The sequence below is a fragment of the Ferrimonas sediminicola genome (genome assembly GCF_005116715.1).
In the GTDB taxonomy this organism is placed as follows: domain Bacteria; phylum Pseudomonadota; class Gammaproteobacteria; order Enterobacterales; family Shewanellaceae; genus Ferrimonas; species Ferrimonas sediminicola.
This window is the reverse complement of record NZ_SWCI01000013.1, coordinates 53,374-79,914: the sequence shown is the minus strand read 5'-3', so window position 1 is coordinate 79,914 and position 26,541 is coordinate 53,374. Positions and strand designations below refer to the sequence as shown.

At 63.9% G+C, this 26,541-nt stretch carries 25 protein-coding genes; 6 read left to right on the top strand and 19 right to left on the bottom strand.

Annotated features, from left to right (window positions below; all coding sequences use genetic code 11):
• Nucleotide 1 precedes the first annotated feature (1 nt).
• Genes FCL40_RS15675 through gspC form a run of 11 tightly spaced genes read right to left on the bottom strand, consistent with a single transcriptional unit; the run spans nt 2 to nt 10,685 of the window.
• On the bottom strand, nt 2-478 hold the full coding sequence (locus FCL40_RS15675; protein WP_169307159.1) for a type II secretion system protein M: 477 nt from the start codon (nt 476-478) through the stop codon (nt 2-4).
• Nucleotides 478-1,674, bottom strand: a complete 1,197-nt coding sequence (gspL, locus tag FCL40_RS15670; RefSeq protein ID WP_136854238.1) for a type II secretion system protein GspL — start codon at nt 1,672-1,674, stop codon at nt 478-480. Before gspL ends, FCL40_RS15675 begins: the two co-directional genes overlap by 1 nt.
• Nucleotides 1,671-2,666, bottom strand: a complete 996-nt coding sequence (gspK, locus tag FCL40_RS15665) for a type II secretion system minor pseudopilin GspK (protein ID WP_136854237.1) — start codon at nt 2,664-2,666, stop codon at nt 1,671-1,673. The genes gspL and gspK overlap by 4 nt, the downstream gene beginning before the upstream one ends.
• The gene (gspJ, locus tag FCL40_RS15660) at nt 2,666-3,415 is read right to left on the bottom strand and encodes a type II secretion system minor pseudopilin GspJ (RefSeq protein WP_136854236.1); all 750 of its coding nucleotides are present in this window, start codon (nt 3,413-3,415) and stop codon (nt 2,666-2,668) included. The genes gspK and gspJ overlap by 1 nt, the downstream gene beginning before the upstream one ends.
• A complete protein-coding gene (gene gspI, locus FCL40_RS15655; protein ID WP_267873516.1) occupies nt 3,396-3,764 on the bottom strand; it encodes a type II secretion system minor pseudopilin GspI in 369 nt (122 codons plus the stop codon). The genes gspJ and gspI overlap by 20 nt, the downstream gene beginning before the upstream one ends.
• Nucleotides 3,761-4,345, bottom strand: a complete 585-nt coding sequence (gene gspH, locus FCL40_RS15650) for a type II secretion system minor pseudopilin GspH (protein ID WP_136854235.1) — start codon at nt 4,343-4,345, stop codon at nt 3,761-3,763. The genes gspI and gspH overlap by 4 nt, the downstream gene beginning before the upstream one ends.
• Nucleotides 4,345-4,782: a type II secretion system major pseudopilin GspG gene (gene gspG / locus FCL40_RS15645; RefSeq protein WP_136854234.1), complete on the bottom strand. Its 438-nt coding sequence runs from the start codon at nt 4,780-4,782 to the stop codon at nt 4,345-4,347. The genes gspH and gspG overlap by 1 nt, the downstream gene beginning before the upstream one ends.
• Before the next feature lie 21 nt (nt 4,783-4,803).
• On the bottom strand, nt 4,804-6,027 hold the full coding sequence (gene gspF / locus FCL40_RS15640; protein WP_136854233.1) for a type II secretion system inner membrane protein GspF: 1,224 nt from the start codon (nt 6,025-6,027) through the stop codon (nt 4,804-4,806).
• 3 nt (nt 6,028-6,030) lie between these two features.
• A complete protein-coding gene (gene gspE / locus FCL40_RS15635; protein ID WP_136854232.1) occupies nt 6,031-7,587 on the bottom strand; it encodes a type II secretion system ATPase GspE in 1,557 nt (518 codons plus the stop codon).
• 3 nt (nt 7,588-7,590) lie between these two features.
• The gene (gene gspD, locus FCL40_RS15630; RefSeq protein ID WP_136854231.1) at nt 7,591-9,738 is read right to left on the bottom strand and encodes a type II secretion system secretin GspD; all 2,148 of its coding nucleotides are present in this window, start codon (nt 9,736-9,738) and stop codon (nt 7,591-7,593) included.
• Nucleotides 9,739-9,758: 20 nt separating this feature from the next.
• Nucleotides 9,759-10,685 carry a type II secretion system protein GspC gene (gene gspC, locus FCL40_RS15625; RefSeq protein ID WP_136854230.1) on the bottom strand — a complete coding sequence of 309 codons (927 nt, stop codon included), beginning with the start codon at nt 10,683-10,685 and terminating at the stop codon, nt 9,759-9,761.
• A 253-nt stretch (nt 10,686-10,938) separates the two neighbouring features.
• Between gspC and hslR the strand changes: the two genes are divergently transcribed.
• The 3 genes from hslR (at nt 10,939) to FCL40_RS15610 (ending at nt 13,953) form a co-directional block, all read left to right on the top strand.
• Nucleotides 10,939-11,343 carry a ribosome-associated heat shock protein Hsp15 gene (gene hslR, locus FCL40_RS15620; protein ID WP_136854229.1) on the top strand — a complete coding sequence of 135 codons (405 nt, stop codon included), beginning with the start codon at nt 10,939-10,941 and terminating at the stop codon, nt 11,341-11,343.
• Nucleotides 11,344-11,357: 14 nt separating this feature from the next.
• Nucleotides 11,358-12,218 (top strand): Hsp33 family molecular chaperone HslO, encoded by an 861-nt coding sequence (gene hslO, locus FCL40_RS15615; RefSeq protein ID WP_136854228.1) that lies wholly within the window; start codon nt 11,358-11,360, stop codon nt 12,216-12,218.
• 193 nt (nt 12,219-12,411) lie between these two features.
• Nucleotides 12,412-13,953, top strand: coding sequence for a phosphoenolpyruvate carboxykinase (locus FCL40_RS15610; protein WP_136854227.1), 1,542 nt, complete (start codon nt 12,412-12,414; stop codon nt 13,951-13,953).
• Nucleotides 13,954-14,090: 137 nt separating this feature from the next.
• Here FCL40_RS15610 and FCL40_RS15605 read toward each other — a convergent pair whose 3' ends face one another.
• From FCL40_RS15605 to greB, 4 genes are read right to left on the bottom strand one after another with little or no spacing between them, the layout of a single operon-like run.
• Nucleotides 14,091-14,918, bottom strand: coding sequence for a hypothetical protein (locus tag FCL40_RS15605; RefSeq protein ID WP_136854226.1), 828 nt, complete (start codon nt 14,916-14,918; stop codon nt 14,091-14,093).
• Nucleotides 14,900-16,204, bottom strand: a complete 1,305-nt coding sequence (gene envZ / locus FCL40_RS15600) for a two-component system sensor histidine kinase EnvZ (protein ID WP_136854225.1) — start codon at nt 16,202-16,204, stop codon at nt 14,900-14,902. Before envZ ends, FCL40_RS15605 begins: the two co-directional genes overlap by 19 nt.
• Nucleotides 16,205-16,930, bottom strand: a complete 726-nt coding sequence (ompR, locus tag FCL40_RS15595) for an osmolarity response regulator transcription factor OmpR (RefSeq protein WP_136854224.1) — start codon at nt 16,928-16,930, stop codon at nt 16,205-16,207.
• An 11-nt stretch (nt 16,931-16,941) separates the two neighbouring features.
• The gene (gene greB / locus FCL40_RS15590) at nt 16,942-17,424 is read right to left on the bottom strand and encodes a transcription elongation factor GreB (protein WP_136854223.1); all 483 of its coding nucleotides are present in this window, start codon (nt 17,422-17,424) and stop codon (nt 16,942-16,944) included.
• 97 nt (nt 17,425-17,521) lie between these two features.
• Between greB and FCL40_RS15585 the strand changes: the two genes are divergently transcribed.
• On the top strand, nt 17,522-19,858 hold the full coding sequence (locus FCL40_RS15585) for a Tex family protein (protein ID WP_136854222.1): 2,337 nt from the start codon (nt 17,522-17,524) through the stop codon (nt 19,856-19,858).
• On the opposite strand, the gene FCL40_RS15580 is transcribed toward FCL40_RS15585, so the two are convergent.
• Together FCL40_RS15580 and bioH are read right to left on the bottom strand one after the other, a co-directional pair.
• A complete protein-coding gene (locus FCL40_RS15580; protein WP_136854221.1) occupies nt 19,848-20,306 on the bottom strand; it encodes a hypothetical protein in 459 nt (152 codons plus the stop codon). The two genes, FCL40_RS15585 and FCL40_RS15580, sit on opposite strands and share 11 nt — an antisense overlap.
• 80 nt (nt 20,307-20,386) lie before the next feature.
• Nucleotides 20,387-21,184 (bottom strand): pimeloyl-ACP methyl ester esterase BioH, encoded by a 798-nt coding sequence (gene bioH, locus FCL40_RS15575; protein ID WP_136854220.1) that lies wholly within the window; start codon nt 21,182-21,184, stop codon nt 20,387-20,389.
• Between bioH and FCL40_RS15570 the strand changes: the two genes are divergently transcribed.
• Entirely contained in the window at nt 21,183-21,905 is a 723-nt protein-coding gene (locus FCL40_RS15570) for a ComF family protein (protein WP_169307157.1), read from the top strand. The two genes, bioH and FCL40_RS15570, sit on opposite strands and share 2 nt — an antisense overlap.
• Nucleotides 21,906-21,915: 10 nt before the next feature.
• Here the strand turns inward: FCL40_RS15570 and FCL40_RS15565 are convergent, their stop codons facing one another.
• Nucleotides 21,916-24,315: a M14 family zinc carboxypeptidase gene (locus FCL40_RS15565; RefSeq protein WP_169307156.1), complete on the bottom strand. Its 2,400-nt coding sequence runs from the start codon at nt 24,313-24,315 to the stop codon at nt 21,916-21,918.
• A gap of 262 nt (nt 24,316-24,577) precedes the next feature.
• Here FCL40_RS15565 and nfuA point away from each other — a divergent pair, with 262 nt between their 5' ends.
• Nucleotides 24,578-25,156, top strand: a complete 579-nt coding sequence (gene nfuA / locus FCL40_RS15560; protein WP_136854217.1) for a Fe-S biogenesis protein NfuA — start codon at nt 24,578-24,580, stop codon at nt 25,154-25,156.
• Nucleotides 25,157-25,199: 43 nt separating this feature from the next.
• Here the strand turns inward: nfuA and FCL40_RS15555 are convergent, their stop codons facing one another.
• Complete coding sequence (locus tag FCL40_RS15555; protein WP_136854216.1) at nt 25,200-26,528, bottom strand: MATE family efflux transporter; 1,329 nt, start codon at nt 26,526-26,528, stop codon at nt 25,200-25,202.
• Nucleotides 26,529-26,541: the final 13 nt, after the last annotated feature.

Genomic DNA, 26,541 nt, shown 5'->3' with positions numbered 1-26,541 from the left:
CTTAACCCTTAATCAGCTGTAACCGTCTTACTTCCACCCTGCCAGCACTGTCTGCGGCCGCCAGATCCAGGGCATCCACCCTGACCCCCTGCTCGGACAGGTAGGCCAACCAGTTGAGCAGGCCTTCGAAGCTGCTCTCCGTCAGCCACACCTGCAACTTGTCACCCTGAGGCTGCATCCGCTCGATGGTCAGGGCAAACTGCTTGGCGCTCTGGGTCGCCAATTGACTGAGGCTGCCACTGGCCACGGTGCCGCCGCCACTCTTGCCCAGGCGGAGATAACGATTGGCGTCCGCCTTGAGGCTGGCCTGACGGGTGAGTTCCGACTTCAGCCCCTGCTCCGCCTTGGTCACGGCACCGCTCAGAGGCTGCCACACCAGCCAGTAGAAGCCGCCGACGATCAGGAAAGGGGCCGCCAGGGTCAGCATCTGCCGCTCACGCGGGTTGAGTTTTTGCCACCAGGCATTCAGGGCATCCATCATTTCACCTTCACCGTCAGGGCGCCGCTAACCCCCTGCTCCTCGTTGTTCATGGCACCGGTATCCACCTGGAAGCGACCACCGGCGGCTTGCTGAAACTGCTCGAACTGGGCAAAGCTGGCGGCGCGAACCTGCAGCCTCAGTTCACCGCGATCGGCGTTGTACCTCAGGGAGAGAGGCTTAAGTTCGGGAATGGCGGCGAACGCCGGCTGCAGCTCGCTGAGCATGGTGAGCAGTTCACCCTGCTCGCCGCCCCCACCCAGACGGCGAACCTTGCCGGCCATCAGTTGGGAGGGATGCAAAGCCGGATTGACCCGCTCGTTGGGGAACAGCTGCTTGTAGATGGCGTCGGATTCGGCGCGAACCTGCTGGCGTTTTCCGTCGATCCGGTACCACTGCATCCCCTGGTATACCAGGGTCAGAGCCAGGGCGATCCCGGCGAGGATCGCCACCTTGCCCCAGACCTGCCAGAGCTTACCCAGTTCGCGCTTCGGCGCATACTCGCCGCTGAGCAGGTTGCAATGCGCCTGGGCCATCCCCTGAGCCAACACTTGCATGGGGAGCTCGAGAGGTTGAGGCTGCCACTGGATCCCCTCCACCGCCAGCTCCACCGGAGAGAAGTGGGCCAAGGCCACGGGCGACTGCTGCCCCTTGTCTGTCAGGATCAGCGGCAGCCAGTCGGCATCGACACAGGATCCCTCCAGCCCGAACCGGCACAGCCACTGCGCCTCCAGTTGCACCAGGGCGCCGTCACAGCCCTCAGGCTGGGGCAGCGCCAGGACATCGGGCACCATCCGGGCGGCCTTCAGGCCGGCTTCCTGGAGCCAACGGCGCCACAGGCCCATCTGCTCGTGGCTGACCACGGCCACACCCAACCGATCACCGTCGCGACGGCCGGTGACGAAGTGAAGCTTGTCCACCTCCTGGGCCAGTTCATCCTCCAGCATGAAAGGCAGCCCCTTCAGCGCCTGACGTGCCATCTTGGCCGGCAGGGTCACCTGGGTCAGGGTCAGGGCACTGGCGTCCACCAACACCTCCACCGGCCGACCGCCCGCCCGCTCCGTCAGGCTGGAGAGCGCCGCCGCATCCGGCAACACGCCGGAACCGATGACACTCTGTTGCTCTTCGGACCAGGTGATCCAGCTTATGGGTGTGTCGGCTCTCTCGCCGAGGCGCACCACCAATCGTTCGCTCACTGTTGGCCTCCATACTGTCGGGTCAGCGCCACAAAGCGGGTACCGCCCGACCGCTGTAAAACTGTTTCGAGCCGGAACAAGGTGTTATCTACCTTGGCCGCCGCACGCAGGCGAAAATACTTGCTGTCGACCACCAAGCTGCTCTTGGCCTTGTCGTCCAGCTTCACGCCCTGAACCAGGGACTCCTGCCAAAACTTACTGATATCTTCCCAGCCGTCCGGCGGACGGTTGGCGATCAGATCTTCCACCTGCCCCCGGCTCAGCTTACCGTCGAACATCCCCACCAACAGAGACGCCCGCTCCACCGGGACGGTGTTCACATTCACCACCTGGGTGGTCTCACCGGGGATCGCGCAGACATACTCCTTGAGCACCTCATACATGGGTTGACTGATCCCCAGCACAGTCCGCATTTCGCTGTGGTGCCACAGAGGCTGATTGGCCGCCCGATAAGGCACCTCGCGAGCCTCATAGTCCGGATCTTCCGCGCCATAACTGCCCTCGGCTCGATCGTCTTCGTCAATGTAATCGTGCAGTCGCTCTGTGGTCATCTCCGCCAGATAGAGGTCCATCCCCAGATCCTCAAGCATCGCCTGGAACTGTTTCTGAACCAGAGGCTTCTGGTTGGGGTTTTCACTCTTTTCTGCCTGGGTCAATTCCTGTCCCAGTGCGTTTAGGTTGAAGCAGCTGCGCATATCATCCACGTGGCCAATCAGCTGTCCTCCCTCCACCGGATAGATTACGTCGGCGGTCGCCCAGTACTGCTGGAGATGCACCGTCCCGTCGGCGTCTTCCATATCCTGTTTCAGGGCACGCTTGGCCAACTCCTCCACCGACAGGGCAAACCAGTAGGCCTGGGTCAACTGATGGTGGTTGACGGTGCGCCTGACCGCCAGGCGACTGCGCTCGTTAAAGCTGGCGGCGATGGTGGTCATCACCGCCAACACCAGCAGTACCGTCAGCAGGGCGACCCCCTTCTGTCTGGAGAACATCAGTTGCCCTCCTGGGGGGTACCGCCGCTGATGCCGCCGCTACCATCGCCATTGTTACCGCCGTCGCCCTTATTGCCGCCGCTGTTGTCGCCGTTATTTCCTGAGCCATTACCCTCTTCGGAATCTGGCTTGGCGCTGCCGACCCCATCGGACAGCAGGAAACGGCGCTCAATCTCACCGAAATCTTCCAGCTCCAGCTTCACCGACACCGCCCTGGCCAGGGGGCTGCCCTCCAGCTTGGTTTGCCACTTGCCGTCCACATAGAACGACAACTTGAAGTCCAGCACCCGATCCAGCAGCACCAACTCCTCGGGTTCGCTGTCCACCACGGGATCCGGGTAGATATGGTGCAACCGCTGCAGCTCATTCTTCTGTATCCGGTAACCCACCTGCTGTAGGCTGCCCCTGGGCAGCTGTCCCCTGGGGTTGAGCCACCCCAGACGGAAAAAACTGATGCCGTCGGCGTCTGAGTCCAGCCAGCCATCGCCAAACTGATAGTTGGAGTCGCTGGGTTTGCTGCCCGCGCCCCGTACCGGTCGCATCACCAGCTGGCTGAAATCCCGCTCCAGCATCGACATCGCCCGCTGCACCTGTTTCAGGCGCAGGTGGTGCCCTTCACTGGCCTCACTGATGTTGAGCACGTTGGAGAGCACCGCAGCGGTGGCCACCCCCAATAGGGCGAAGATCGCCATCGCCAGCATCATCTCCAGCAAGGTAAAGCCAGACGACCTAGTCCGGTTTGGCCACATAAGTGGTTACCTCACTGATTACACTATCAAAGCCCTCATCCAGACTCACCTTGACCCGGATGGCTCGAAACTCCTCATCAGTGGTCTTGACCACCTCCTGGCGCCAGTACCACTGGCGGCCAGCCAGCTCGACCCGTCCCCGCTTACCGGTGCCCAGATCGGGAAACTCCTGCTCCAGCCGGGCATCCACCAAGCGGTTATGGGCCACGTAGTCGGCGAAGGTCTTCTCGCGAAGGATCGGCACCGCACTGAGCTGCTCACCGGCGCTGTTGACCACCGCCACCGCCGCCAGGGCAAACACCGCCAGGGCCACCATTACCTCCAGCAGGGTAAAGCCGCGCTGGTTCACGGCTCCTCCCCGGCACGGCGGATATCACCGATGGCGTTGCCCTCCAGCTCAATCACCAGAGTAGGGCGAGCGCTGACCTCTTCAAACTGCAGGGTAAAGGGGGTGATCTCCCCGGAGGGAAGCAGGATCAACTGGGGTTCGGGCGTCTTGAGCTTCTCTTCGTCACTCTTCTCGAACAGTGAGCGGTCCAGGCCAAATTCGCTCTCATCATCTTCGTCTGACTGCTTCAGAGGCATCCCCTCGACCGACAGAGTCAGGGTCACCCCCACGGGCATGCGCCGCTCCCGGTAGAGCCGGTCGCCCCCCAGCAGCTCCCAGTCGTTCTTATCCAGGTTGAACCGGGTAAACAGGTAGTGGTCACTCTCTACCACCAGACCCAGCTCCTGTCCGGAGATCACCGACTCCTCCAGGGCCATGGACACCACGGCGGCAAACTCGTTGGCCGCCTTGTCCAGGGTCTCCTGGCGGGGGTCGCCCCCCACCGTCAGGGTGACCGACATCGCCGCCACCCCGATCAGCACCAGCACCAACATGATCTCCAGCAGGGTGAAGCCCGACTGGTGCCGCGGCCGTTCCATCATTACTGGTAGTCCGTCAGGTTCCAGTTACAGATGTCATCATCGGTGCCCAGCTGGAAGTCGGGACCGGCGGAACACAGGTCGTAGCGGCCCTTCTCACCCGGGCTCAGCAACACATAGTCGTTACCCCAGGGATCCTGAGGCAGGCGCTTGATGTAGCCCCCTTCGCGGTAGTTACGCGGCTCGGGCGAGTAGTTGGGGCGGTTGACCAGGGCGACTACCCCCTGCTCTGTAGTGGGGTAGATATTGTTGTCCAGGCGATACATGTCCATCGCCCCCTCCAGGGTGACGATATCCGCCACCGCCTTCTGGATATCCGCCTTGTCCTTGGATCCCATCAAGTTGGGGGCGATCAATGACGCCATGATGCCGATGATCACCAGTACCACCATCACTTCCAGCAGGGTAAAGCCGCGCTGGCGGTTATGTTTCTTGCTCATGTCTTACCTCAAAAGGCGTTATCAAATAAAGGTATTCATTGCCATCATGGGCTGCATGATGGCCACAACGATAAACAGCACCACCCCAGCCATGGAGACCACGATCAGCGGCTGTAGCACCGCCATGGCCACGCTGACCAGGGTCTCAAACTCCCGGTCCTGGTTGTCCGCCGCCCGGGACAGCATGCTGTCCAGTTCACCGGATTTCTCGCCGGAAGCGATCATGTGCAGCATCATCGGCGGGAACAGGCCGGTGTGCTGCAGCGACGCCCTCAGGCTGGCCCCCTCGCGCACCTTGGTGGTGGCATCGGCCACCGCATCCCGGACTCTCAGGTTCAGCAACACGTCGGAAGCGATGCCCATCGCTTCCAGCAGGGGCACCCCGGAGGAGGAGAGGGTACTCAGGGTCCGGGCGAAGCGGGCGGTATTCAGACCACGCGCCACCTTCCCCACCACCGGCAGGTGCAGTACGGTATTGTGCCACTTCAGCTTGAAGTCACGGTTGCGCTGGGCCTGCTTGAACAGCACCAGCGCCAGCACCACGACTCCTACAATGTAGAGGCCCCAGGACTGCAAAAATTCCGACGCATCGATCAAAAACTGGGTGGTCCAGGGCAGGGTCTGCCCCATGGAACTGAACTGATCCACCACCTGGGGCACCACGGCCACCAGCAGGAAGGAGACCACACCGATGGCCACCAGGGTCAGGATGATGGGGTAGACCATCGCCTGAATCAGTTTGGAGTTGAGCTCCTGTTGACGCTCCTTGTAGTCCGCCAGCCGCTCCAGCACCACCTCCAGATGACCGGATTTCTCGCCGGACGCCACCATGGCCACGTACAGCTCGTCGAAGATCTGAGGGAACTCCTTCATCGACTCCGCCAGGGAGTAACCCTCCACCACCTTGGCACGCACCGCCATCACCATCCCCTTGGTGCGGGGCTTCTCGCTCTGCTCCGCCACCGCCTTGAGGGCCTCCTCTATGGGCAGCCCTCCGGCCACCAGGGTGGCCAGTTGACGGGTCAGCAGGGCCAGCTCGGTGGTGGAGATTCTGGGTTTGAACAGGGACAGGGTGACCCCCTGCCCATCGCTGCGCTTCTCCTGGGCCGCCGCCTCCTGGAGATCCAGCGGCACCAGCTGCTTCTCCCGCAGCAGGCTGCGGGCCTGGCGGGGAGTATCCGCTTCGACCACCCCCTTGACCTGGCGTCCCTTACTGTTGAGCGCCTTGTATTCATAGGCCGCCATGGGTTACTCCTCCCGGGTCACCCGGAGCACTTCCTCCAGGGTGGTGCGGCCTTCCAGCACCTTGGCGCAGCCATCGGCACGGATAGATGGGACGCTCTGGCGCACGTACTTCTCGATGGCCAGCTCGCCCCTGCCACCGTGGATCAGCTCGCGGATCTGATCGTCCACCACCAGCAGTTCGTGGATGCCGGTCCGGCCCTTGTAGCCGCTGTGGTTGCAGGCCTCGCAGCCGCAGGCTCGGTAGATGGTCGTCGGCGAGGTCAGCCCCAGCAGCTCCATCTCACGGGGGTCGGTCTGGTGAGGGATCTTACACTCGTCGCACAGGGTCCGCACCAGGCGCTGGGCCAGCACCCCCAGCAGCGAGGAGGAGACCAGGAAGGGCTCCACCCCCATGTCCTGCAGACGGGTAATGGCACCGGCGGCGGTGTTGGTGTGCAGGGTGGAGAGTACCAGGTGACCGGTCAGTGAGGCCTGGACGGCGATGGAGCCGGTCTCCAGATCACGGATCTCCCCAACCATCACCACATCGGGGTCCTGGCGCAGGATCGCCCGCAGGCCGCGGGCGAAGGTCATGTCCACCTTGGTGTTGACCTGGGTCTGACCGATCCCCTCGATCTCGTACTCGATGGGATCCTCGACGGTCAGGATGTTGCGGTCACGGCTGTTGATCTCGGTCAGGCCGGCGTACAGGGTGGTCGACTTACCCGAGCCCGTGGGACCGGTCACCAGCAGGATGCCGTGGGGCTTGCGGATCAGGGTGTCGAACTCCTTGCGGATGGAGGCGCTCATCCCCAGCTGACGCAGGTTGAGCATCGCCTGGTTCTTGTCCAGCAGACGCAGCACCACCCGCTCGCCGCGGGAACCGGGCATGGTGGACACCCGCACATCCACGGCACGGCCGCCGATGCGCAGGGAGATACGGCCATCCTGGGGCACCCGCTTCTCAGCGATGTCCATGCGGGCCATCACCTTGATACGGGACACCAGCAGCGAGCTGATCTTGCGCTGCTGCTTCAACACCTCCCGCAGCACCCCATCCACCCGGAAGCGCACCACCAGCTCACGCTCGTAGGTCTCCACGTGGATGTCGGAGGCGCCGACCTTTATCGCCTCGGACAGCAGGGCATTGATCAGGCGGATGATGGGGGCATCGTCCTCGGCGTCCAGCAGGTCTTCTGTCTCCGGCAGCTCATCGGCCAGGGAGGTCAGGTCATCGTCTTTGCCGATGTCCTCCATCAGCTGCTGCGCCTCGGAGCTGTCCTGCTGATACACCTCGGTCAGCTTGATGTCGAAGGCGCTCTGCTCCAGGGGCTGCAGCGTCACCGGCCCGCCAGCCAGGCGACGGGCCTCCAGCAGCGCCTTGGGCGGGCAGCCTGGGCCGTAGCTGAGGACCCGCTCCCCCGACACCTCGCTCAGCACCAGGCTGAAGCGCCGGGCGAAGGCGAAGGGCAGGCGATGCTCATGCCCGTGGTGGGCCCCCTCCATCGCCTCCAGGTCCGCCTCCAGGTCCGCCTCCTGGGCGGCCTGCTCCAGGACCTCGGTGTGGCTCACTTCGGCCATGGATTACTCCTTCACCGGCGGAATGCCGTTGGTCTTGTCCTTCTTCAGCCGCTCCATCTGGTCGTTCATCCAGCTGGAGTCATCGCGGATGGGGGTCTCCATGTCGTTGCCCTTCTGGTAGTTTTCCAGAATCTGCTGCGCTTCCGGGGTCAGGCTACCGGGCTGATTCCACTCCGGCAGCACCGGCACCGAGGTGTTGGGCATCAGTGCCACGCCCTCCTCCTCCTGGGCCAGCTGGGCGGCGCGGATGTAGTTGTACTTGCGGCCGGAGAGGCCGTTCATGGTCACCCCATCGCGGATGATGGTGGGCTTGATGAAGATCATCAGGTTGCGCTTGGTCTTCTTGGAAGAGGTCGAGGTGAACAGCGCCCCCAGGTAGGGAATATCACCCAGCAGCGGAATCTTGGAGACGCTCTCCTGCACATCCTCGTTGAGCAGACCGCCGAGGACGATGGTCTCGCCGGAGTCCGCCAGCACCGTGGTCTTCAGTTCACGCTTGCCGAAGGTGACGTCCACCGAGGTACGGCCGTTGACGTTGGAGGTCTCCTGGACGATCTCCATCTGCACCGCGTCGCCCTCGTTGATCTGGGGCTTGACGGTCAGCTTGATCCCCACCTCCTTGCGTTCGACGGTCTGGAAGGGGTTGTCGTTGCCGGAGCTGGCGGCGGAGCCGGTGATCACCGGCACCTCGTCACCGACGATGAAGCTGGCCTCCTGGTTGTCCAGGGTGGTGATGCTGGGGGTGGCCAGCACGTTGGAGTTGGAATCTGAGGCCACCGCCTGCAGCAGGGCACCGAAATCTCCCATCTGCACGCCCCAGGCCATGCCGTTCACCTTGGCCAGCGCCGCCGCCAGGGTGGAGATGTTCCCGGGGGTATCCGGGTTTTCAGTTCTGTTGCCATTTGCATCGATGATGACACTGCCCGGGGTCTCTCGGGCATCCCACAGGCCGGCGGCGATCTCACCGATGGTGACGCCAGTGCCGTTGTTGAACTGGGTCAGGGCTCCGGACTCATGGTACATCTGCACGCCGAAGCTGATGTCATCCCCTTCGGCGATCTCCACGATGATCGCCTCCACCAGCACCTGGGCCCGGCGGATATCCAGCTGGCGGATGACGCTCTCAATCTCCTGCATCTGGTCTGGCTTGGCGTTGATCACCAGGGCGTTGGAGTCGGCGTGGGCCATGATGGTGATCCCCTGGCCCTGCATGCCGCGGCTGGCGCCCTTGGCGGCGTCCTCGGCCTGCTCCAGACTTTCGGCAAAGCCGGACAGCACCTCCTGCAGCTCCTCGGCCTGGGCATACTTGAGGTAGAACACCCGGGTGTTGCCGGCGTTGCGCATATCCTGGTCCAGGGAGTGCACCAGCTGCACCGCCCGCTTGCGGGCCTTCTCGTCGCCGGAGATCACCACCGAGTTGGTGCGCTCATCGGCCACCACCTTGGGCACGGCCCCGGCGGCCATCGACTGCTGGGCGCCGCTGCGGTAGAGAGCATCGATGATGCGCACCATCTCGGCGGCGGAGGCGTACTGCAGCTTGACCACCTGAACCTTGGTGTCCCCCTGCAGGTCCACCCTCTTGACGATCTCCACCAGCTTGTTCACCGTGGCGGCCCTGCCGGTGATCATCAGCACGTTGGAGGGGTCGTAGTTGACCACGTTGCCGCCGTCGCTGTTGTCATTAAGCTGACGCAGCAGTGGCGCCAGCTGTTTGGCCTCGACGTTGTAGAGGGGAACGATGCGGGTCACCATCTCATCGCCGTCGCCGGGAAGCCTGTCGTCGGCGACCCTGATGTTCTTGTTCTTGGCGTCCTTACCCTTGACCACCTTGATGATGTTGCCGTCCATCTCCACCACGGCGTAGCCGTACACGTCGAGGACCGACAGGAAGAACTGGTAGTACTGATCGTCGTTGAGCAGGTCATAGCTGCGCACGTTGATCTTTCCCCGAACCGTGGGATCGACGATGATGGTCTTCTGCAGGTTTTTACCAACGATGTTGATGAACTCCTGGATGTCGGTGCCCTTGAAGTTGGCGGCATACTGGGCCGCCATCGCCGGCGTCCCCATGGCCAGTACCGAGGCACCGGCAATCAGGCCGGCGGCAATCCGGTTGCGAATCCATGGCACCCGGCGTGTTTGTGTCTTCATTCTCATCCCCATAGCCCTGATCAGTTCTGGTTTGGCAGGCTAAACATGATTTCCGTGAGTTGACCTTCCCGCTCCACCATCACCGACATCTCGGTCAGCTCCGGCAGTTCGGCGAGCACCTGCATCGCCTCGGACATCTGGGTCAGGTCGTAGCCATTGATGGCCACCGCGAGATCGCCGGCCTTCAGTCCGGCTTGGGTAAACAGAGCCCGGTCTTTGCCTGGGTTCAATCGATACCCCTTCAGTCCCCCCTCCTGGGATTTCACAGGACTGATAGAGAGGTAGTCGGTCAGCTTGCCCGGGTCTTCCAGCAGGGCGGAGCGGGCCTGATCCAACTGGCGGGAGACCTCGTCGTCCTCTCGCAGATCCTGCTGCAGTGTCTCGGGTGGCGTCTGCTTGAGCCGTTTGGTTTCATCGGTGATGGTCTTGCTGTACTCCACCCCGTCCAACATTACGGTTTCGTAACGTCCACGGTTGACGATGATCGCCCGATCGGCATAGACCTCATGCAGGCTGGCGGAGGTGCCCTTGATCTTGTCGCCGATGCCATAGGTGTCCTGGCTTCCGGCACTCTCGATGATGGCGATGCCCCGCTCCTGCTCGGAGCTGGCCACCAGGCCGGTCAGCAGGATCCTCAGCGTCGTCTTGGGGGCATCGGTGATCAGGTTGGTTTCCACCACCGGCTTCTTGGCAGGCTTGCTCCTGTCCAACTGACCAAACAGGTTGAGGGACTGCACCTGGCTGAGGTCCCGTCCCTGGCTCTGGCTGCCCTGCTGAGTCTGTGGCCGCCATACCGCCTTGGAACCACTCTCCTGAGGCACCATCATCCAGGTCAGCTGGGAAGCGAGATAGATGGCGTAGACCGCCAACAGGACGGTCAGGACCCGAGCGATGGCCGCTTGTGGCAGTTTGGCAAGGCCGTTGAGTCCCTGCTGCAGATAATCCATAAATTCAGTGCTCTTTACTCTCAGTGCCGGCAGCGTATCGAATTAGAAATAATAAAAAAATTCGTATAGGCCATGCTAACCCACCACCCAAGGCGCAACAACCCTTTACCCCACTCTGTGGCCACATGGATGTCATAGTCAAATTTGGCCATTTATGCTACCCTTGGCAACCCCACAACGCTGTGAGGCTCCCCCAGTTTTTGATCTTCATTGGCCGCGCGACCTCTCGCTTTAGGCAGTAGAATACCGAAACATGACCAAAAAACAGCCACATACCGAATTGACCTCAGTCCGCATCGACAAATGGCTGTGGGCGGCCCGCTTCTACAAGACTCGCCCCCTGGCCCAGGAGATGGTCAGCGGCGGCAAGGTTCACCACAACGGCCAGCGCTGCAAGCCAAGCCGACTCATCTGTGTTGGCAGCACCCTCACCCTGTGGCAAGGCAATGACGAACGGGAAGTGGTGGTGCTCGGCCTGTCCGAAAAGCGCCTGTCCGCCCCGTTGGCACAGCAGCTGTACCGGGAAACCGAGGAGAGCTTGAAAAAGCGGGAAGCCGCCTCCACATCACGGAGACTCGAGTCAGCGGGTCAGCCGCTGGTCTCCTCACGGCCGGACAAGAAACAGCGCCGCCAGATCATGAAGCTGAAGCAGCAGTAAGCAAAGAGACCATCATGAGCCAAGACAAGTTATACCGTTACCTGTTTGAACAAGCCGATGTGCGCGGCGAAATCGTGCAGCTGGAGCAGAGCTACCAGCAGGTGCTGGCCGCCAAGGCCTATCCGGATGCGGTCGCCCGCCTGCTGGGCGAGATGCTGGCCGCCACCTCACTGCTCACCGCCATCCTCAAGTTCGAAGGGGAGATCGCCGTGCAGCTGCAGGGCAGCGGCCCGGTCAAGCTGGTGGCCGTCAACGGCAACCACAACCAGCAACTTCGCGCCATCGCCCGCTGGGAGGGCGACCCCGAAGGCGATCTCAAGCAGATGGTCGGCCAGGGGCAGCTGGTGATCACCATCACCCCCGACGAAGGGGAGCGCTACCAGGGAATCGTCGGCCTGGAGCAGGCCACCCTGGCCGGCTGCCTGGAACAGTATTTTGCCCAGTCTGAACAGCTCAAGACCCGGCTGTGGCTGCACACCGATGCCCTGCACGCCGTCGGCATGCTGCTGCAGGCGCTGCCCGACAGCGGCAAGGACCAGGAGGTGGAATTCGAGCACCTGGAATCCCTGACCGACACCATCAAGGCCGAGGAGCTGTTCTCCCTGGATGCCAAGCAGGTGCTACACCGCCTCTACCACCAGGAGGAGCTGCGCCTGTTCGACCCCACCGAAGTCAGCTTCAAGTGCGGCTGCTCCCGCGAGCGCAGCCTGGCCGCCCTCTCCACCCTGCCCAGGGAGGATCTGGAGAGCGTCCTGGAGGAGCAGGGGCAGATCGCCCTCCACTGCGACTACTGTGGCGCCGATTACCGCTTCGACCGCATTGACATAGAGGCCCTGTGGGCCGGCTCCGCCGGCAGTTCCGCCCAGAGCCACTGATAGCGGACATCAATTGTTGGATAAGGGCGGCCAGGGTGCCGCCCTTTGATCTGTGTCACGAATATCGATCTTTTTTCCCATCGACGCTACACTCCCCCGTTGAACAGTAAGCGTTCAATCCCTACCGCTCTCCCCACAACAGATCAAAATCAGGCGGACGGCAGGAGTCCGGATGCCAAGGAGTCAAAACAGTATGACCACATGCAGGATGCGTGTACTCAACAACCTTTCCACTGCCGAGCTGGTGGAGCACGCCCTCATCCGCGGCGAAGGCAGGCTGGCGGACAACGGCGCCCTCTGCGTCGAAACCGGCGTGCGCACCGGCCGCTCGCCCAACGACCGCTTTATCGTCAAGGAAGCCTCCACCGAAAACGAGATCGACTGGGGCGGCATCAACAAGCCCTTCGACGGCGACAAGTTCGATGCCCTCTGGTGTCAGGTGCAGGCCTACCTGGCGGAAAAGGAGTGTTTCCAGTCAGAGCTGGAGGTGGGGGCCGATCCCGAACACTACCTGCCGGTTCGGGTCACCACGGAAACCGCCTGGCAACAACTGTTCGCCCGCAACCTGTTCATCGTACCCAAACGCTACAACCAAAGCGGCAAGGCGGAATGGCAGATCTACAACGCCCCCGGCTTCCAGTGTGTGCCCGAACGCGACGGCACCCACTCCGACGGCGCGGTGGTCATCAACTTCGCCCAGCGCAAGGTGCTGCTGGCGGGGATGCGCTACGCCGGCGAGATGAAGAAGTCGATGTTCTCCGTGCAGAACTTCCTGCTTCCCGCCAAAGGAGTGCTGCCGATGCACTGCTCCGCCAACGTGGGTGAGAAGGGGGACACCACCCTGTTCTTCGGGCTGTCCGGCACCGGCAAGACCACCCTGTCCGCTGATCCCAAACGGGCCCTCATCGGTGACGATGAGCATGGCTGGGCCCCGGGCGGTGTCTTCAACATCGAGGGCGGCTGTTACGCCAAGTGCATCGACCTGTCCGCCAAGAATGAACCGGTGATCTGGAACGCCATCCACTTCGGCGCCGTGCTGGAAAACGTGGTGCTCGATGGTGAGCGTACCCCGGACTACAGCGACGACCACCTGACCCAGAACAGCCGGGCCGCCTATCCCCTGGAGCACATCGCCCGCCGCATCGAGGCCAACCGCGGCGCGGAACCCAATGCGGTGGTATTCCTCACCTGTGATGTCTCCGGCGTCCTGCCTCCCGTCTCCTGCCTGAGCAAGGAGGCCGCGGCCTACCACTTCCTCTCCGGCTATACCGCTAAGGTGGGCTCCACCGAGATGGGGTCGACAGCCGGCATCCAGTCCACCTTCTCCACCTGCTTCGGCGCGCCCTTCTTCCCCCGCCCGGCCGGAGTGTACGCCGAGCTGCTGATGAAGCGCATCGAAAGCTTCGACACCAAGGTATACCTGGTGAACACCGGCTGGACCGGCGGTCCGTTCGGGGTAGGTCAACGCTTCGATATCCCCACCACCCGGGCGATCATCGACGCCATCGTTTCCGGCGACCTGGCCGACGCCAAGACCCGGCATCTGCCCCAGCTGAACCTGGATGTCCCCCTGGCCATTGCCGGCGTGGACAGCCGGCTGCTCACGCCGCGCGACACCTGGGAGGACGGCGCCGAGTATGATCGCTACGCCGCCAAACTGGCGGCGGAGTTCAGGGAGAACTTCGCCAAGTACCAGGTCGCCGAGGCCGTCATCGCTGCGGGACCCAGGGGGTAGACCCTCCGCAAACATGGCATAAATTATAAATAAATCAAATATTTGACAACCACCCCATCAACTGCGAGTCGTTGCGGTAGCGGAAACAGAAGAGGACTCCCCCGGGAGTCCTCTTGCTTCCATGAGCCACTGAACCGCTACTCTTTGACAGTCTCCAGCGGAGGTTGCCACAGCAGCCAGCCATGATCACTGACGTCACTGGACTCCTTACCCAGCAACAGGGTGGTGGGTGACACCCAGGTGACCGCCTCCCACTGACCGGCCTGCAGCGGTGTGTAGCGGCGGGCACTCTGCCAATCGACCCCACGCTCATCCATGCGGGCGATCCAGATGAAGGGGCGAAACGCCAATCCCCCCCGATATCCCAGCAGGGCGATGCGGCCGGTCTGCGGCTGCCAGTCGGCGGCGGTGATCTGGCCATGCACCGCCAGGGTCTGGATCGCCGTGGAGCGATACTCCCCGGGCTCCTTGGGCAAACGGTAGACCCGGCTCTGGCCATCTCCCCAGTTCTTGGAGAACACCCACAGCGACTCCTCTGTGGCGACGATCGCCTCACAGTCGAAGTTGTGGGTGTAACCCTTGCGGCTGAAGTCTCTCTGCTCGGAGAAGGAGAAATGGATGGGAACGGCACTGACCCTGTCGCTGTCCGCGCCGGGCAGGGGCGCCCGGTAGATGGTGAGATCCCGCCGGTTGCCGCGGTTGTTGCCACAATCGGCCACAAACAGGGATTCGCCGTCGCTGGTGATGTCCTCCCAGTCACGGGCGTCGGCACCGGCAAAGCTGACCCGCCCCAGGTAGCGCCCCTGCCTGTCGAAGCGGTACAGGCGGGGGCCATCGCCGCTGTCATTGTGGGCCCACAGCTGGCGGCCGTCCCACGCCAGGCCGGAGATCTCCTCCATCTGGGAGGGCAAAGGTTCCATGGGGGCCGCCAGGGCGGCGGCCAGAATCAGGGTCGGGGTAACCATACGGTCGCTCGTAAACCTCCATGACTGCGGTTGGCCAGCTCCACCCGGCCCCCCTCACTGTCCACCACCCGTTTGACGATGGCCAGCCCCAGGCCGGATCCGACCGACCCGCGGGCCGAGTCACCCTGGGTAAAGGGCTCAAACAGGGACTCCATCTGCTTCGGCGGAATGCCGGGGCCATTGTCGGAGACGGCAAACCACACCCAGCGGCCGTCAAACCCGGAGCTGAGCTTGAGGTCGCCACCGCCGTAGCGCACGCCGTTCTCAATCAGGTTGGCCAGCACCCGCTTGATGGCGATCACCGGCATGGGGATGGCCGGTACCTGGCCCAGGCTCAACTCCACCTTGGTGTGACGCAGACTCTCCTGCTGGGCCGCCTCCTGAAGCAGGTCATCCAGGCTGGTGCTGGCGTGCTCCTCGGCGGGCGAACCGCGGACAAACTCGATAAACTGGTCGATGATGTTGTTCATGTCATCAATGTCGTGCTCTATCCCCTCTTTGAGGAAGCTGTCCTGGTCGCTCATCATCTCACTGGCCAGGCGGATGCGGGTCAAGGGGGTCCGCAGATCGTGGGACACCCCGGCCAGCAGCAGCTGCCGGTCGGTCTCCAGCTGCTTCATCGAACGGGACATCTGGTTGAAGGCCTGGGTGACCGCCATCACCTCCGCCGGCCCCTTCAGGGGCAGGGGATCGGGAAACTTGCCCCGGGACACCGCCAGGGCTGCCCGCTGCAGCCGCCGCAGGGGACGGCTCTGCTGGCGGGCGAACCACCAGCCCCCCACCACCGACAGGGCGCCGATAACCATCAGGTAGACGGTCAGCGGCGAGATCACCGACTCGTCGAAGCCGGTCAGGGGCACCCTCAGCCACACCGACGGCGCCTGGGGGGGGCGTATCCAGATCAGGTACTGCTCCCCGAAGGAGATGCGCACCTCGGCTTCGCCCCCCAGGTACTGGGACATCTGATCCGACAGCACATAGTAGAGGCGCGCCTCCCTCAGCCCATTCTGGCGGGCCTCAGGCAGGGTAAACACCTTCATGTAGTCGTCGTCCGCCAGCTTGTCCCTCAGGGCATCCACCACGGTCAGCTTGGTGCGGTCCAGCTCCAGATCCCGAAACAACAGCTCCACCTGGCGGGAGAGCAGCTGGTTGATCTGCTGGGTCGAGGGGCGCACCACGTAGATGTCCATGGAGATGTAGGACACCAGTTGGTTGATCAGCAGCAGACAGCCGATCAGCAGTACCGTCTGGCCGAAGTTACTGCGGGGCAGCAGCCGGGAAACCATCTACTTGGCGGAGCTGCCGTCGGGGACGAACACGTAGCCCAGCCCCCACACGGTCTGAATGTATCTGGGGTTGCCGGGGTCCTCCTCGATCAGCCGGCGCAGACGCGACACCTGCACATCGATGGAGCGCTCCAGGGCGCTGTAGTCACGGCCGCGGGCCTGATTCATCAGCTTGTCCCGGCTCATGGGTTCCCTGGGGTGGGACACCAGCACCTTGAGTACGGCAAACTCCCCCGAGGTGAGCGAGATGGGCTCCTCCCCCTTGAACATCTCCCGGGTGGCCAGGTTGAGGCGATACTCACCAAACACCACCTCCTGCTCCTTCTGGGAGGGGGCGCCGGGGACTTCGCCGGGACGGCGGCGCAGTACCGCCTTGATCCGGGCCAGCAGCTCACGGGGGTTGAATGGCTTGGGCAGGTAGTCGTCCGCCCCCAACTCCAGGCCGATGATGCGGTCCACCTCATCCCCCTTGGCGGTGAGCATGACGATGGGGATCTCATTGTTGGCCTGACGCAGGCGGCGACAGATACTCAGGCCATCCTCGCCCGGCAACATCAGATCCAGCACCAGCAGGTGGAAGTTCTCCCGCTCCAGCAGACGGTCCATCTGCTCGGAGTTGGCCGCCGCCCGCACCTGATAGCCCTGTTCGCCCAGGTAGCGTTCGATCAGGCTCCTAAGCCTGAGATCGTCGTCCACCACCAGAATCTTTGAGGTTTCCTGAGTCATCTGCCTCTCCCTTAATCCGCTGCCTTATAGCGTATCTCATTGATATAGTAGATCTGCTCGCCTTCCGGTGTCCGAACCATCACCTCGTCGTCCACCTCTTTGCCCAGCAGGGCCCTCGCCAGCGGGGAGTCGATGCTGACCTTGCCCTCGCTGACATTGAACTCGTCCGGGCCCACCAGCCGATAACGGCGCAGCTCGCCCTCCTCCGACTCCAGCACCACCCAGGCGCCGAAGTAGACCCGGCCCTCCTGGCGGGGATCCGGCTCGACGATGCGCAGCTGCTCCATCCGCTTGGAGAGGAAGCGCACCCGGCGGTCGATCTCCCTCAGCCGCTTCTTGCCGTAGATGTATTCGGCGTTTTCGGAGCGGTCCCCCAGGGCGGCCGCCTCCTGCACCGCTTGCGTCACCCGCGGGCGCTCCTCCTTCCATAGGTATTTCAGTTCCTGCTCCAGGGTGTTCCACCCCTCTCGGGTAATAAGGTTGGCTTTTTTCATTCAGTCGCTAAGGTGTTGTGGGTAAAACCGGGAAGGTCTGTGATAGATTCCGGTTTAGTTTTATCTCGCATAACCATCAAAGGCAAATTCAACCGCTATGCAGACTCTTGCCCAACGACTCGCACAGGAACTGGAGGTGCGAACCCAACAGGTGGACGCCACCATCGCCCTGCTGGACGAGGGGGCTACCGTCCCCTTTATCGCCCGTTACCGAAAGGAGGTCACCGGCGGGCTGGATGACACCCAGTTGCGCCAGCTGGATGCCCGGCTCACCTACCTGAGGGAGCTGGATGCCCGTCGCCAGACGATTCTGCAAAGCATTGAGCAGCAAGGCAAGCTGGATACATCCCTGCTTACAAAGATCCAGGCCGCCGCCACCAAGACCGAACTGGAAGACCTCTACCTGCCCTATAAGCCGAAGCGGCGCACCAAGGGGCAGATCGCCATCGAAGCGGGCCTGGAACCCCTAGCGGACAAGCTGCTGGCCCAGCGCCAGCTCATCCCCGAGACCGAAGCGGAGGCCTTCTTCAACAGTGACGCCGGCTTCGATTCCACCAAGGCGGTACTGGACGGTGCCCGGGCGATCCTGATGGAGCGCTTCGCCGAACAGGCGGAGGTGATCGCTTCGGTGCGGGAGCATATGCGCCGCCAGGCCCAAGTGGAGGTGAGGCTGATCCCCGGCCAGGAACAGGCGGGCGCCAAGTTTCGTGACTACTTTGAACACGACGAGCCCCTGGCCAAGATCCCCTCCCACCGCGCCCTGGCGATGCTGCGTGGTCGCAACGAAGGGGTGCTGGCCATCGGCCTAAACGCCGATCCCCACCGGCAGGAGGGGCAGAAGCACAGCATCTGTGAATCCCTGATCGCCCAGGCACTGTCCCTGAATCTGGGCAGCCAGCCCGCGGATCTCTGGCTCAAGAGCGTGGTGCAGTGGACCTGGAAAGTGAAGCTGAGTCTGCAGATGGAGAGCGAACTGCTCACCGCCCTACGGGAGCGGGCCGAGGCCGACGCCATCAAGGTGTTTGCCGATAACCTGGGGGATCTGCTGATGGCCGCCCCCGCCGGCCCCCGCGCCACCCTAGGGCTGGATCCCGGGCTGCGCACCGGGGTCAAGGTGGTGGTGGTGGACCACACCGGCAAGCTGCTGGCCACCGACACCATCTATCCCCATGCCCCCCGCAACCAGTGGGACCCGTCAATTCAGTCTCTGGCCAGGCTGGCCAAGGCCCACCGGGTGGAGCTGGTGGCCATCGGCAACGGCACCGCCTCCCGGGAAACCGACAAGCTGGCGGCGGATCTGCAGAAACGCCATCCGGAACTCAAGCTGGAACGGGTGATGGTCAGCGAGGCGGGCGCCTCGGTCTACTCCGCCTCGGAAACCGCCGCCAAGGAGTTCCCCGATCTGGATGTGTCCCTGCGCGGTGCCGTGTCCATCGCCCGCCGGCTGCAGGATCCCCTGGCGGAGCTGGTGAAGATCGAACCCAAGTCCATCGGCGTCGGTCAATACCAGCACGACGTCAGCCAGACCCAGCTGGCCCACTCCCTGGATGCGGTGGTGGAGGATTGCGTCAACGCCGTCGGGGTGGATCTGAACACCGCCTCCGCCGCCCTGCTGACCCGGGTGGCCGGGCTGAGCCGCACCCTGGCCCAGAACCTGGTGGCATTCCGCGATCAGCACGGGCGCTTCTCGGAGCGCAAGCAACTGCTCAAGGTACCCCGCCTGGGGCCCAAGGCATTTGAGCAGTGCGCCGGCTTCCTGCGCATCAATGGCGGCAGCAACCCGCTGGATGCCTCCGGGGTGCACCCCGAGTCCTACTCCCTGGTGCAGCGCATCGCCGACCACACCGGCCAGCCCATCGATGCGCTCATCGGCAACGGTGGTGTGCTGCGTAGCCTGAAGCCGGCCCAGTTTGTCAGCGACCAGTTCGGTCTGCCCACGGTCACCGACGTACTGGCGGAGCTGGAGAAGCCGGGGCGGGACCCCAGGGGTCAGTTTGAAACCGCCCAGTTTGCCGATGGGGTGGAGACCCTCAAGGATCTGGAGCCCGGCATGGTGCTGCAGGGGGTGGTCACCAACGTCACCCACTTCGGCGCCTTCGTGGACATCGGCGTCCACCAGGATGGTCTGGTACACATCTCCGCCCTGTCCCACCAGTTCGTCGAGGACCCCCGCAAGGTGGTCAAGACCGGCGACGTGGTCAAGGTGAAGGTGATGGAGGTGGAGATCGACCGCAAGCGCATCGGCCTCTCCATGCGACTGGATGATGAACCGGGCCAGCAGAAGGCCCCGAAGCGCGATAGCCAGCCCCAGGGGGGACAACCCCGTTCCGGGCAGCGACAGCAGCAGCGGAACGACCGCCAATCCAGGGGGGATTCGGCCAGCGGCGCCATGGGCAACGCCTTCGCCGATGCCTTCAAGAGGGCTAAGCGCTGACCTGAAAAGCCGGTGGCTCGGCGGGCCGGGCCACCTGGCTGTAGCGACGGTGGAGGATTCGGGTAAACCTCTGGTACTCGTTATCGCTCAACTCCACCGACGGGTGAGCGCCGGTGCGGGGAGCCAGCCCCGACTCCTGACGACGCACGCCGGGCCGGTCAAAGGTGGGAGGGCGCCACAGCTCAAACACGCCTCCCTTGGCCTGATGCTCCGGCTGTGAGGACTCCTCCCTGGGCTCCTCCCCCTCGGCTTGGCGGCGCTTGAGCCTGCCGCCGGAGGGGATCTGGACAGGATCATGCTCAGGGTCCAGCGCCCGCTCCGAGGCGGATCGCTCCGCCTCCCGCGGCGGCACCACCGGCGCACGCGCCAGCGCCTGCTGGCGGACATCGTCCGTCGCCGGGTTGGTGGTGACGATTGGCACTTGCGGGTAGTTGGAAACCAGGAACATGGGCTCTCCTATTCCTGGTCAATTATTCACCAACTCACTTGAAATGTAAAAAGTTAAACAAGGAGTTGGCCCAAAATCTGTTAGGCGGGAGCGGCGGACCCCAAGAACGACTGGATCAGATCCGCGGTCTCCTGCGGATGGGAGATAAAGGGCGCATGGGCCGCCTTGGGCAACACCGCCTCCCGGCTCTCCGGCGTCAGCCGCGCCATCGGCGCCAGGGAGTCCGAGGGCACCAGGGCGTCCAGCCGACCATAGATCCTGAGCCAGGGCTGGCGCACCCCCGCCAGGGCCGGACGCTGATCGGCATCCCGGAGGATCTCCAGCCCCTGAGCCAGGGCCTGGGGATCCGGTTCCGGCGCCTCGGTCAGCAGCGCCCGAATCGCCTTGGTGTCGCTGCGGGCACTGGCACTGCCCATCGCCTGCAGGGCCACAAACCGCTCCAGGGTCCCCGTCAGGTCCTGATTCAGGGCCTGGGCAAACCCCTCCAGCACCCGAGGCTTGATGCCGGGCCAGCCGTCACGGGCTCGGAAGCAGGGAGAGCTGGCCAGGGTCACCAGATGGCTGACCCGTTGCGGGCTGGCCAGGGCCAGTTGGGTCGCCACCATCCCCCCCAGGGACCAGCCGGCCAGGACGCACCCCTGAGGCAGGTGGGGAAGCAGGGCATCGCCCAGCCCTTCCAGGCTGAGCCCCCCCTCAAGGGGCGCGCTGAGGCCAAAGCCGGGCAGATCCACCGTTCCCACTCGAAAGCCCCGCTCCGCCAGCAGCCGGGCAAAGGGGTCGAACACTCGACCGTTCATGCCCCAGCCGTGAAGCAGCAGCAGCGCTTGCCCCTCACCCTGCCAGTGAAGGTGGATGGATTCGTCTAGGCTTACTGACATGCTGACCCTCTCCCATGCCCTGTCGTCGATCGTGGCGGCCAGTCTACCCAACCGCTGCGCCCTGTGCCAGCAACCCCTGGACCGAGGAGCCGGGCTGTGCGACGTCTGTCTGGACGACGGCGCCCTGGGTTCGGTATGCCTGCACTGCCACCGGTCGCTGGAGCGTGTGCCCCCCTACCGCTGTGGCGCCTGCCTGAAACGCAAGCGCTGGCGCCCGGTGATCAGCGCCTTCCACTACCATGGTCCCATCGGCCCCTGCGTGGCCCACATCAAGACCCGGACACAGCCCCAGCTGGTGCCCCCGCTGGCCCGGCACCTTGCCGGCCAGATCGACGCGCTTCACCGGCAGGGGATCCTGCCCTGGCCCGAGGCCCTGGTGCCGGTGCCCACCCACAGGGCGCGGCTGAGGCAGCTGGGGTTTAACCCCGCCTGGCTGGTGGCCCGGGCGCTGGCGACGGAGCTGGAGCTGCCCCTGCTGGACCAGTTGGTGATTAAGAGCCGCCCCACCCAGTTGCAACATCAGCTGGATGGGCAGGCGAGAAGGGATAACCTGCGGGATGCCTTCGGCGTCATCGAGCAAGGGGAGGGGCAGCAGGTGGCCCTGGTGGACGACATCATCACCACCGGCTCCACCCTGAAAAGCGTGACCCGTACCCTGGGCCGTGCCGGGGTGCGGGTCACTCAGTACTGGACCCTGGCCAGCGCCCTGAACCGACGCTAGGCCCCGGGGCTCAGTGCAGTGACGGCACCAGATAGAGGGTGTTGGCCACCAGCCGTTCCCCCCCCAGCCAGAAGTTGCGGAACAGCGGGTTGTCCGCCAGCAGCACCACCGCGCCCTGGCCGCTCCGGGCCACCACCGCGCTGCCCTGGCTGGACAGTGACTGACGATACTCCGGAGCCATGAACCCGGAGAGCAGCGGTTGGCGGGCATAGCGACCCACCACCATGCCGCCGCGGGCCTCCAGCACCATCTCCCGGTTCTTCATCATCGGCAGGGTAGGCCCCAGGCCGAAAGCCAGGGGATGGCTGACATCCAGCTCCCAGGCAACGATGGCGCCGCCGATGGTGCGACGGGCGTCCTCCTGGTGGCGCTCGGCAAACTGGATGGGGTGCTCCTCGAACTCCCGGCCCAGTTCCTCGCGTCCCTGAATCTCCACTGGGACCAGGTCCCACTCCGCCACCTCGCGGGCGCCCCCCTGCCAGGCCACCAGCACACCACCCTGGCGAACGAAGTCCTGGATGCGGCTGCTCAGCGCCGGCGTCAGGCTGCGATAACGGCCATCCACCAGGAACAGGTGGGTAAACTCCTCCATGGGCACCCGCTCGGCGTACTCGCCGTCGATCAGGGTCGGCGCCACCCCCAGCTGCTGATCCAGGTAATGCCACAGCTGGCCCACCTCGTACTGGGAGACATTGCGCCCCACCAGGATCATCGGCTTGACCCGGTTCACCGACCTGAAAGTCCGGCTGCCCAGGTCCGGGCCGCTGAGAGCCTGACCACGCGTCACCGCCTTGGGTTCCAGGCCGAAGCGGTCACGCACCGCCTGAAGGGCCTGCTCAACGCCGGGTTGACGGCCGCTGATCACCAGCGATCCCGGCGCCAGCTGCAGCTCCCCCTCCTCGCCGTGCAGACGGCTGGCCAATTCACCGAAACGGACCTGGATCCCCCGATCCAGCAGGCTCTGCAACACGGCGGGCGAGCGGCGATCGGACCAGGGCAGCACCCAGGCCAGGGCCCGCTCCGCGGAGGCGGGCGCCAGCGTCGGCTGCCGGTCGGTCAGCGGCGGCTGGCGCTTGGCGGTGGCCACCTTCAGGTCAAACGCCAGGTCGACGGCGAAGGCGGAGACATCGTAGAAGGTGTTATCCTCGAACTGGGTGCGCTTGTCGAACAACGCCTCCATCAGGGCGTAGCGGCCCTGGTCGAAGGGGATATACAGGCTGCCGGCGGCAAACTGACGCTTCTGGGCGGTCAGGGGCCGGGTCAGGTAGCCATAATGGATGCCGTGGCCCTCGAGGATCTCCACCAGGGCCTGCAGGCGGCCAGAGTCACCCTCGGCCCCCACCAACAGGCCGCTGCCGCCGCGATCCCGCCCCCGTTCCAGGGAGCGGGCGAAGAACTGGCGTTGGTACTGCTGCAGCGCCTTCTGCTGCTCGAAGCTGCCACGCACCGTGGAGAAGGAGGTGGCCAGCTGGTTGCGAATCGCCTCGGCGAAGGTGCGGGGGCCGAACTCGGTCTCGCGCAGATGACCACGCACCGTCGCCTGCTCAAACAGGATGCCGACGCCGCCGTTGATGTCCGGATAGGTCGACCCCTTGCCGTAGTAGAAATCGTCGAACGACTCCCGGGAGAAGTAGGGCTGGCCCAGGGCATCCAGGGCCTCGGCATGGTAGTGGCCCAGGGCCGAGGTCAGCGACTGATTCTGCGACGGTGTCAGGGGGTGGGTGCGGCTGGGGACCCCGGGCTGGAAGAAGTAGCTGCTGTTGTGGCCCATCTCGTGGAAATCGCCCACCACGTGGGGCTGCCAGCGCTGATAGAGTGCCACACGGCCCCGGCTCTCGGGGTGCCTCATATAGAGCCAGTCGCGATTGAGGTCCGCCAGGAAGTGGTTGACCCGGCCGCTGGGCCAGGCCTGGAAATGCTCCCGGTGCCAGCTGGAGCCATTGAGGCGGGTGCCGGTGAAGCCGTTCACCCAGTTGGCGAAGCGATCGTTGCCATCGGGATTCTGGCTGGGCGTGATCAGGATCACCATCTCCTCCAGCCAGCGGGCCACCTCCTCGGATCGGGACGCGGCCAAGTAGTAGGCAAATAGGGTACCGGCGTGCAGGCCGCTGGCCTCATCCCCATGGATGCTGTAGGCCAGCCACACCACGGTGGGACCGGCAACCGCCTTGCCCTCCACCACCAGGGCCCGGCGAGCCAGGATCTCATCCAGCTTGGCGTGGTTGCGGGGGGAGGTGATCACCGCGGCGATCTGCTCACGGCCCTGATGACTGACTCCGGCCGACTCCAGGGTCACCCGGTCCGACTCCCGGGCCAGGGTCTGGAAGTAGCCCAACACCTGATCATACCTCAGGTGCCGCTCCCCCACCGGACGGCCAAACGCGGCCCTGGGGGTCTGAATCGAGGGCAAATAGGCCTGTTCCTGGGGCAGAAGGGCAGAGGGAGCGGCCCAGGCACATCCGCATATCATGCTGATTAATAATATAAAATATCGCATCTTCCGTGAGGGTCTTCGGTTTTTATAATGGGAAGATGCTATCAGTGGGACCGGTCATGATCCAGCCAAAGCGTGACAGTGATCGCCTGCGGAGGGTGTTATCCGACCCCGCATCGGAGTATGATTCGGATATCCGACTCCACTACTCAGGCTTTAGCCGCAGCAGAGAGCAGTTATGATCACCATTACCGAATCCGCCCAGGGCCACTTCAAGAAGCTGCTGGAGCAGCAGCCCGAAGGCACCAATATCCGCGTATTTGTCATCAATCCCGGTACTCCCCAGGCCGAGTGTGGCGTCTCCTACTGCCCACCGGATGCAATGGAGCAGGACGACATCAGCCTGCCCTTCGACGGCTTCGATGCCCTGGTGGACGAAAAGAGCGCCCCCTTCCTGGAGGAAGCCCTGATCGACTACGTCACCGATCAGCTGGGCGCCCAGCTGACTCTGAAGGCCCCCAATGCCAAGATGCGTAAAGTAGCCGACGACGCACCGCTGAAGGATCGCCTGGACTACATCATCCAGTCCCAGGTGAACCCGCAGCTGGCGGGACACGGCGGCTTCATCAGCCTGATGGAGCTCACCGACGACGGCATCGCGGTGATCCAGTTTGGTGGCGGCTGTAACGGCTGTTCCATGGTGGATGTGACCCTGAAAGACGGCATCGAGAAGCAGTTGCTGGAAGCCTTCCCCGGTGAGCTCAACGGGGTACGGGACATGACCGAACACGAGCACGGCGACCACTCCTTCTACTGATGGTCGCCCGTCAGAGCAACGCCCGGCACTGCCGGGCGTTTTGCTATCCGGCCCAGTGAGCCTGAGGATTCAACCTGACCAGGTAGTGCCAGCCCAGGGTCAGCCCCCGCAACAGCATGAAGCCACACAGCGCCAGCCACAGGCCGTGATTGCCCAGCCCGTGAAACCCCCACCATAGGGCGAAGAACCCCAGTGCGGATACCAGCATGGCGTTGCGCATCGGGCGCCCAAGGGCCGCGCCGATGTAGACACCGTCAAACAGGAAGCAGCTGAAGGCGAGCGCCGGCAGGGCCACCACCCAGGGGAGGTAGCGGATGGCGTGCGCCCGCACCGCATCGATGTCGGTCAGCAACAGGATCATCCCCTCTCCGGCCAGGGCAAACAACACCACGAACACCAGGGCGGTCACCGCCGACCAGAACCAGCCCAGCACCACCGCTTGGCGCAACTGCGCCCTGTCCCTGGCTCCCCAGGCACGCCCCACCTCCACCTCGGCGCTGTAGGCAAAGCCATCCAGGGCGTAGGAGATCACCAGCAGGAAGTTCATCAGCACCGCGTTTCCCGCCACCACAGTGTCGCCCAGTCTGGCCCCCATCAGGGTGACGAAGCTGAAGCAGAGCTGCAGACACAGGGTACGCAGGAAGATATCCCGGTTCAGCCTCACCAGCCGCCCCACCCCCTGCAGGGCGGGGTACCAATCCAGAGCCGGGTTACCCCGCAGTTGCCGCCACACCAGCACCGCCGCCAGGGCCAGGGTGCCGTACTCCGCCGCCAGGCTGGCCCAGGCGGCGCCGGCAACGCCCCAGCCCAATCCTACCACCAGCAGCAGGTCCAGCGCGATGTTCAGTCCGTTGCCCAGCAACAGCTGCCACATCGCCACCCTGGGCTGTCCCCGACCCAACAGGAATCCCAGCAACACCAGGTTCACCAGGGCCGCCGGCGCCCCCCAGATGCGGATGGCGAAATACTCCGCCGCAAACCGCTGCACCTCCTCACTGCCGCCGGCCAGGGGCAGACCCCAGTGGCGAATGGGCCACTGCAACAACAGCAGCCACAAGGCCAGGACGAGCGCCAGCGCCACCCCCTGCTTGAGCACGGCAAACTGGGCCGGGATGTCATCGGCCCCCAGCCCCTGGGCCACCAAGGCGGTGGTGCCCATACGCAAAAAACCCAGCATCCACATCAGAAAGGTTATAATCATCGACCCGACGGCCACACCACCCAGGTAGTAGGCCTCATCAAGATGACCAATTACCGCGGTATCCACCAGCCCCAGCAGGGGGATGGTGATATTAGACAGGATCATCGGCCAGGCCAGGGCAAAGGTACGCCTGTGGGCCTGACGCCGGGAAAGAATGGCGGTAAGGGTCATGGAAACTTGGAAC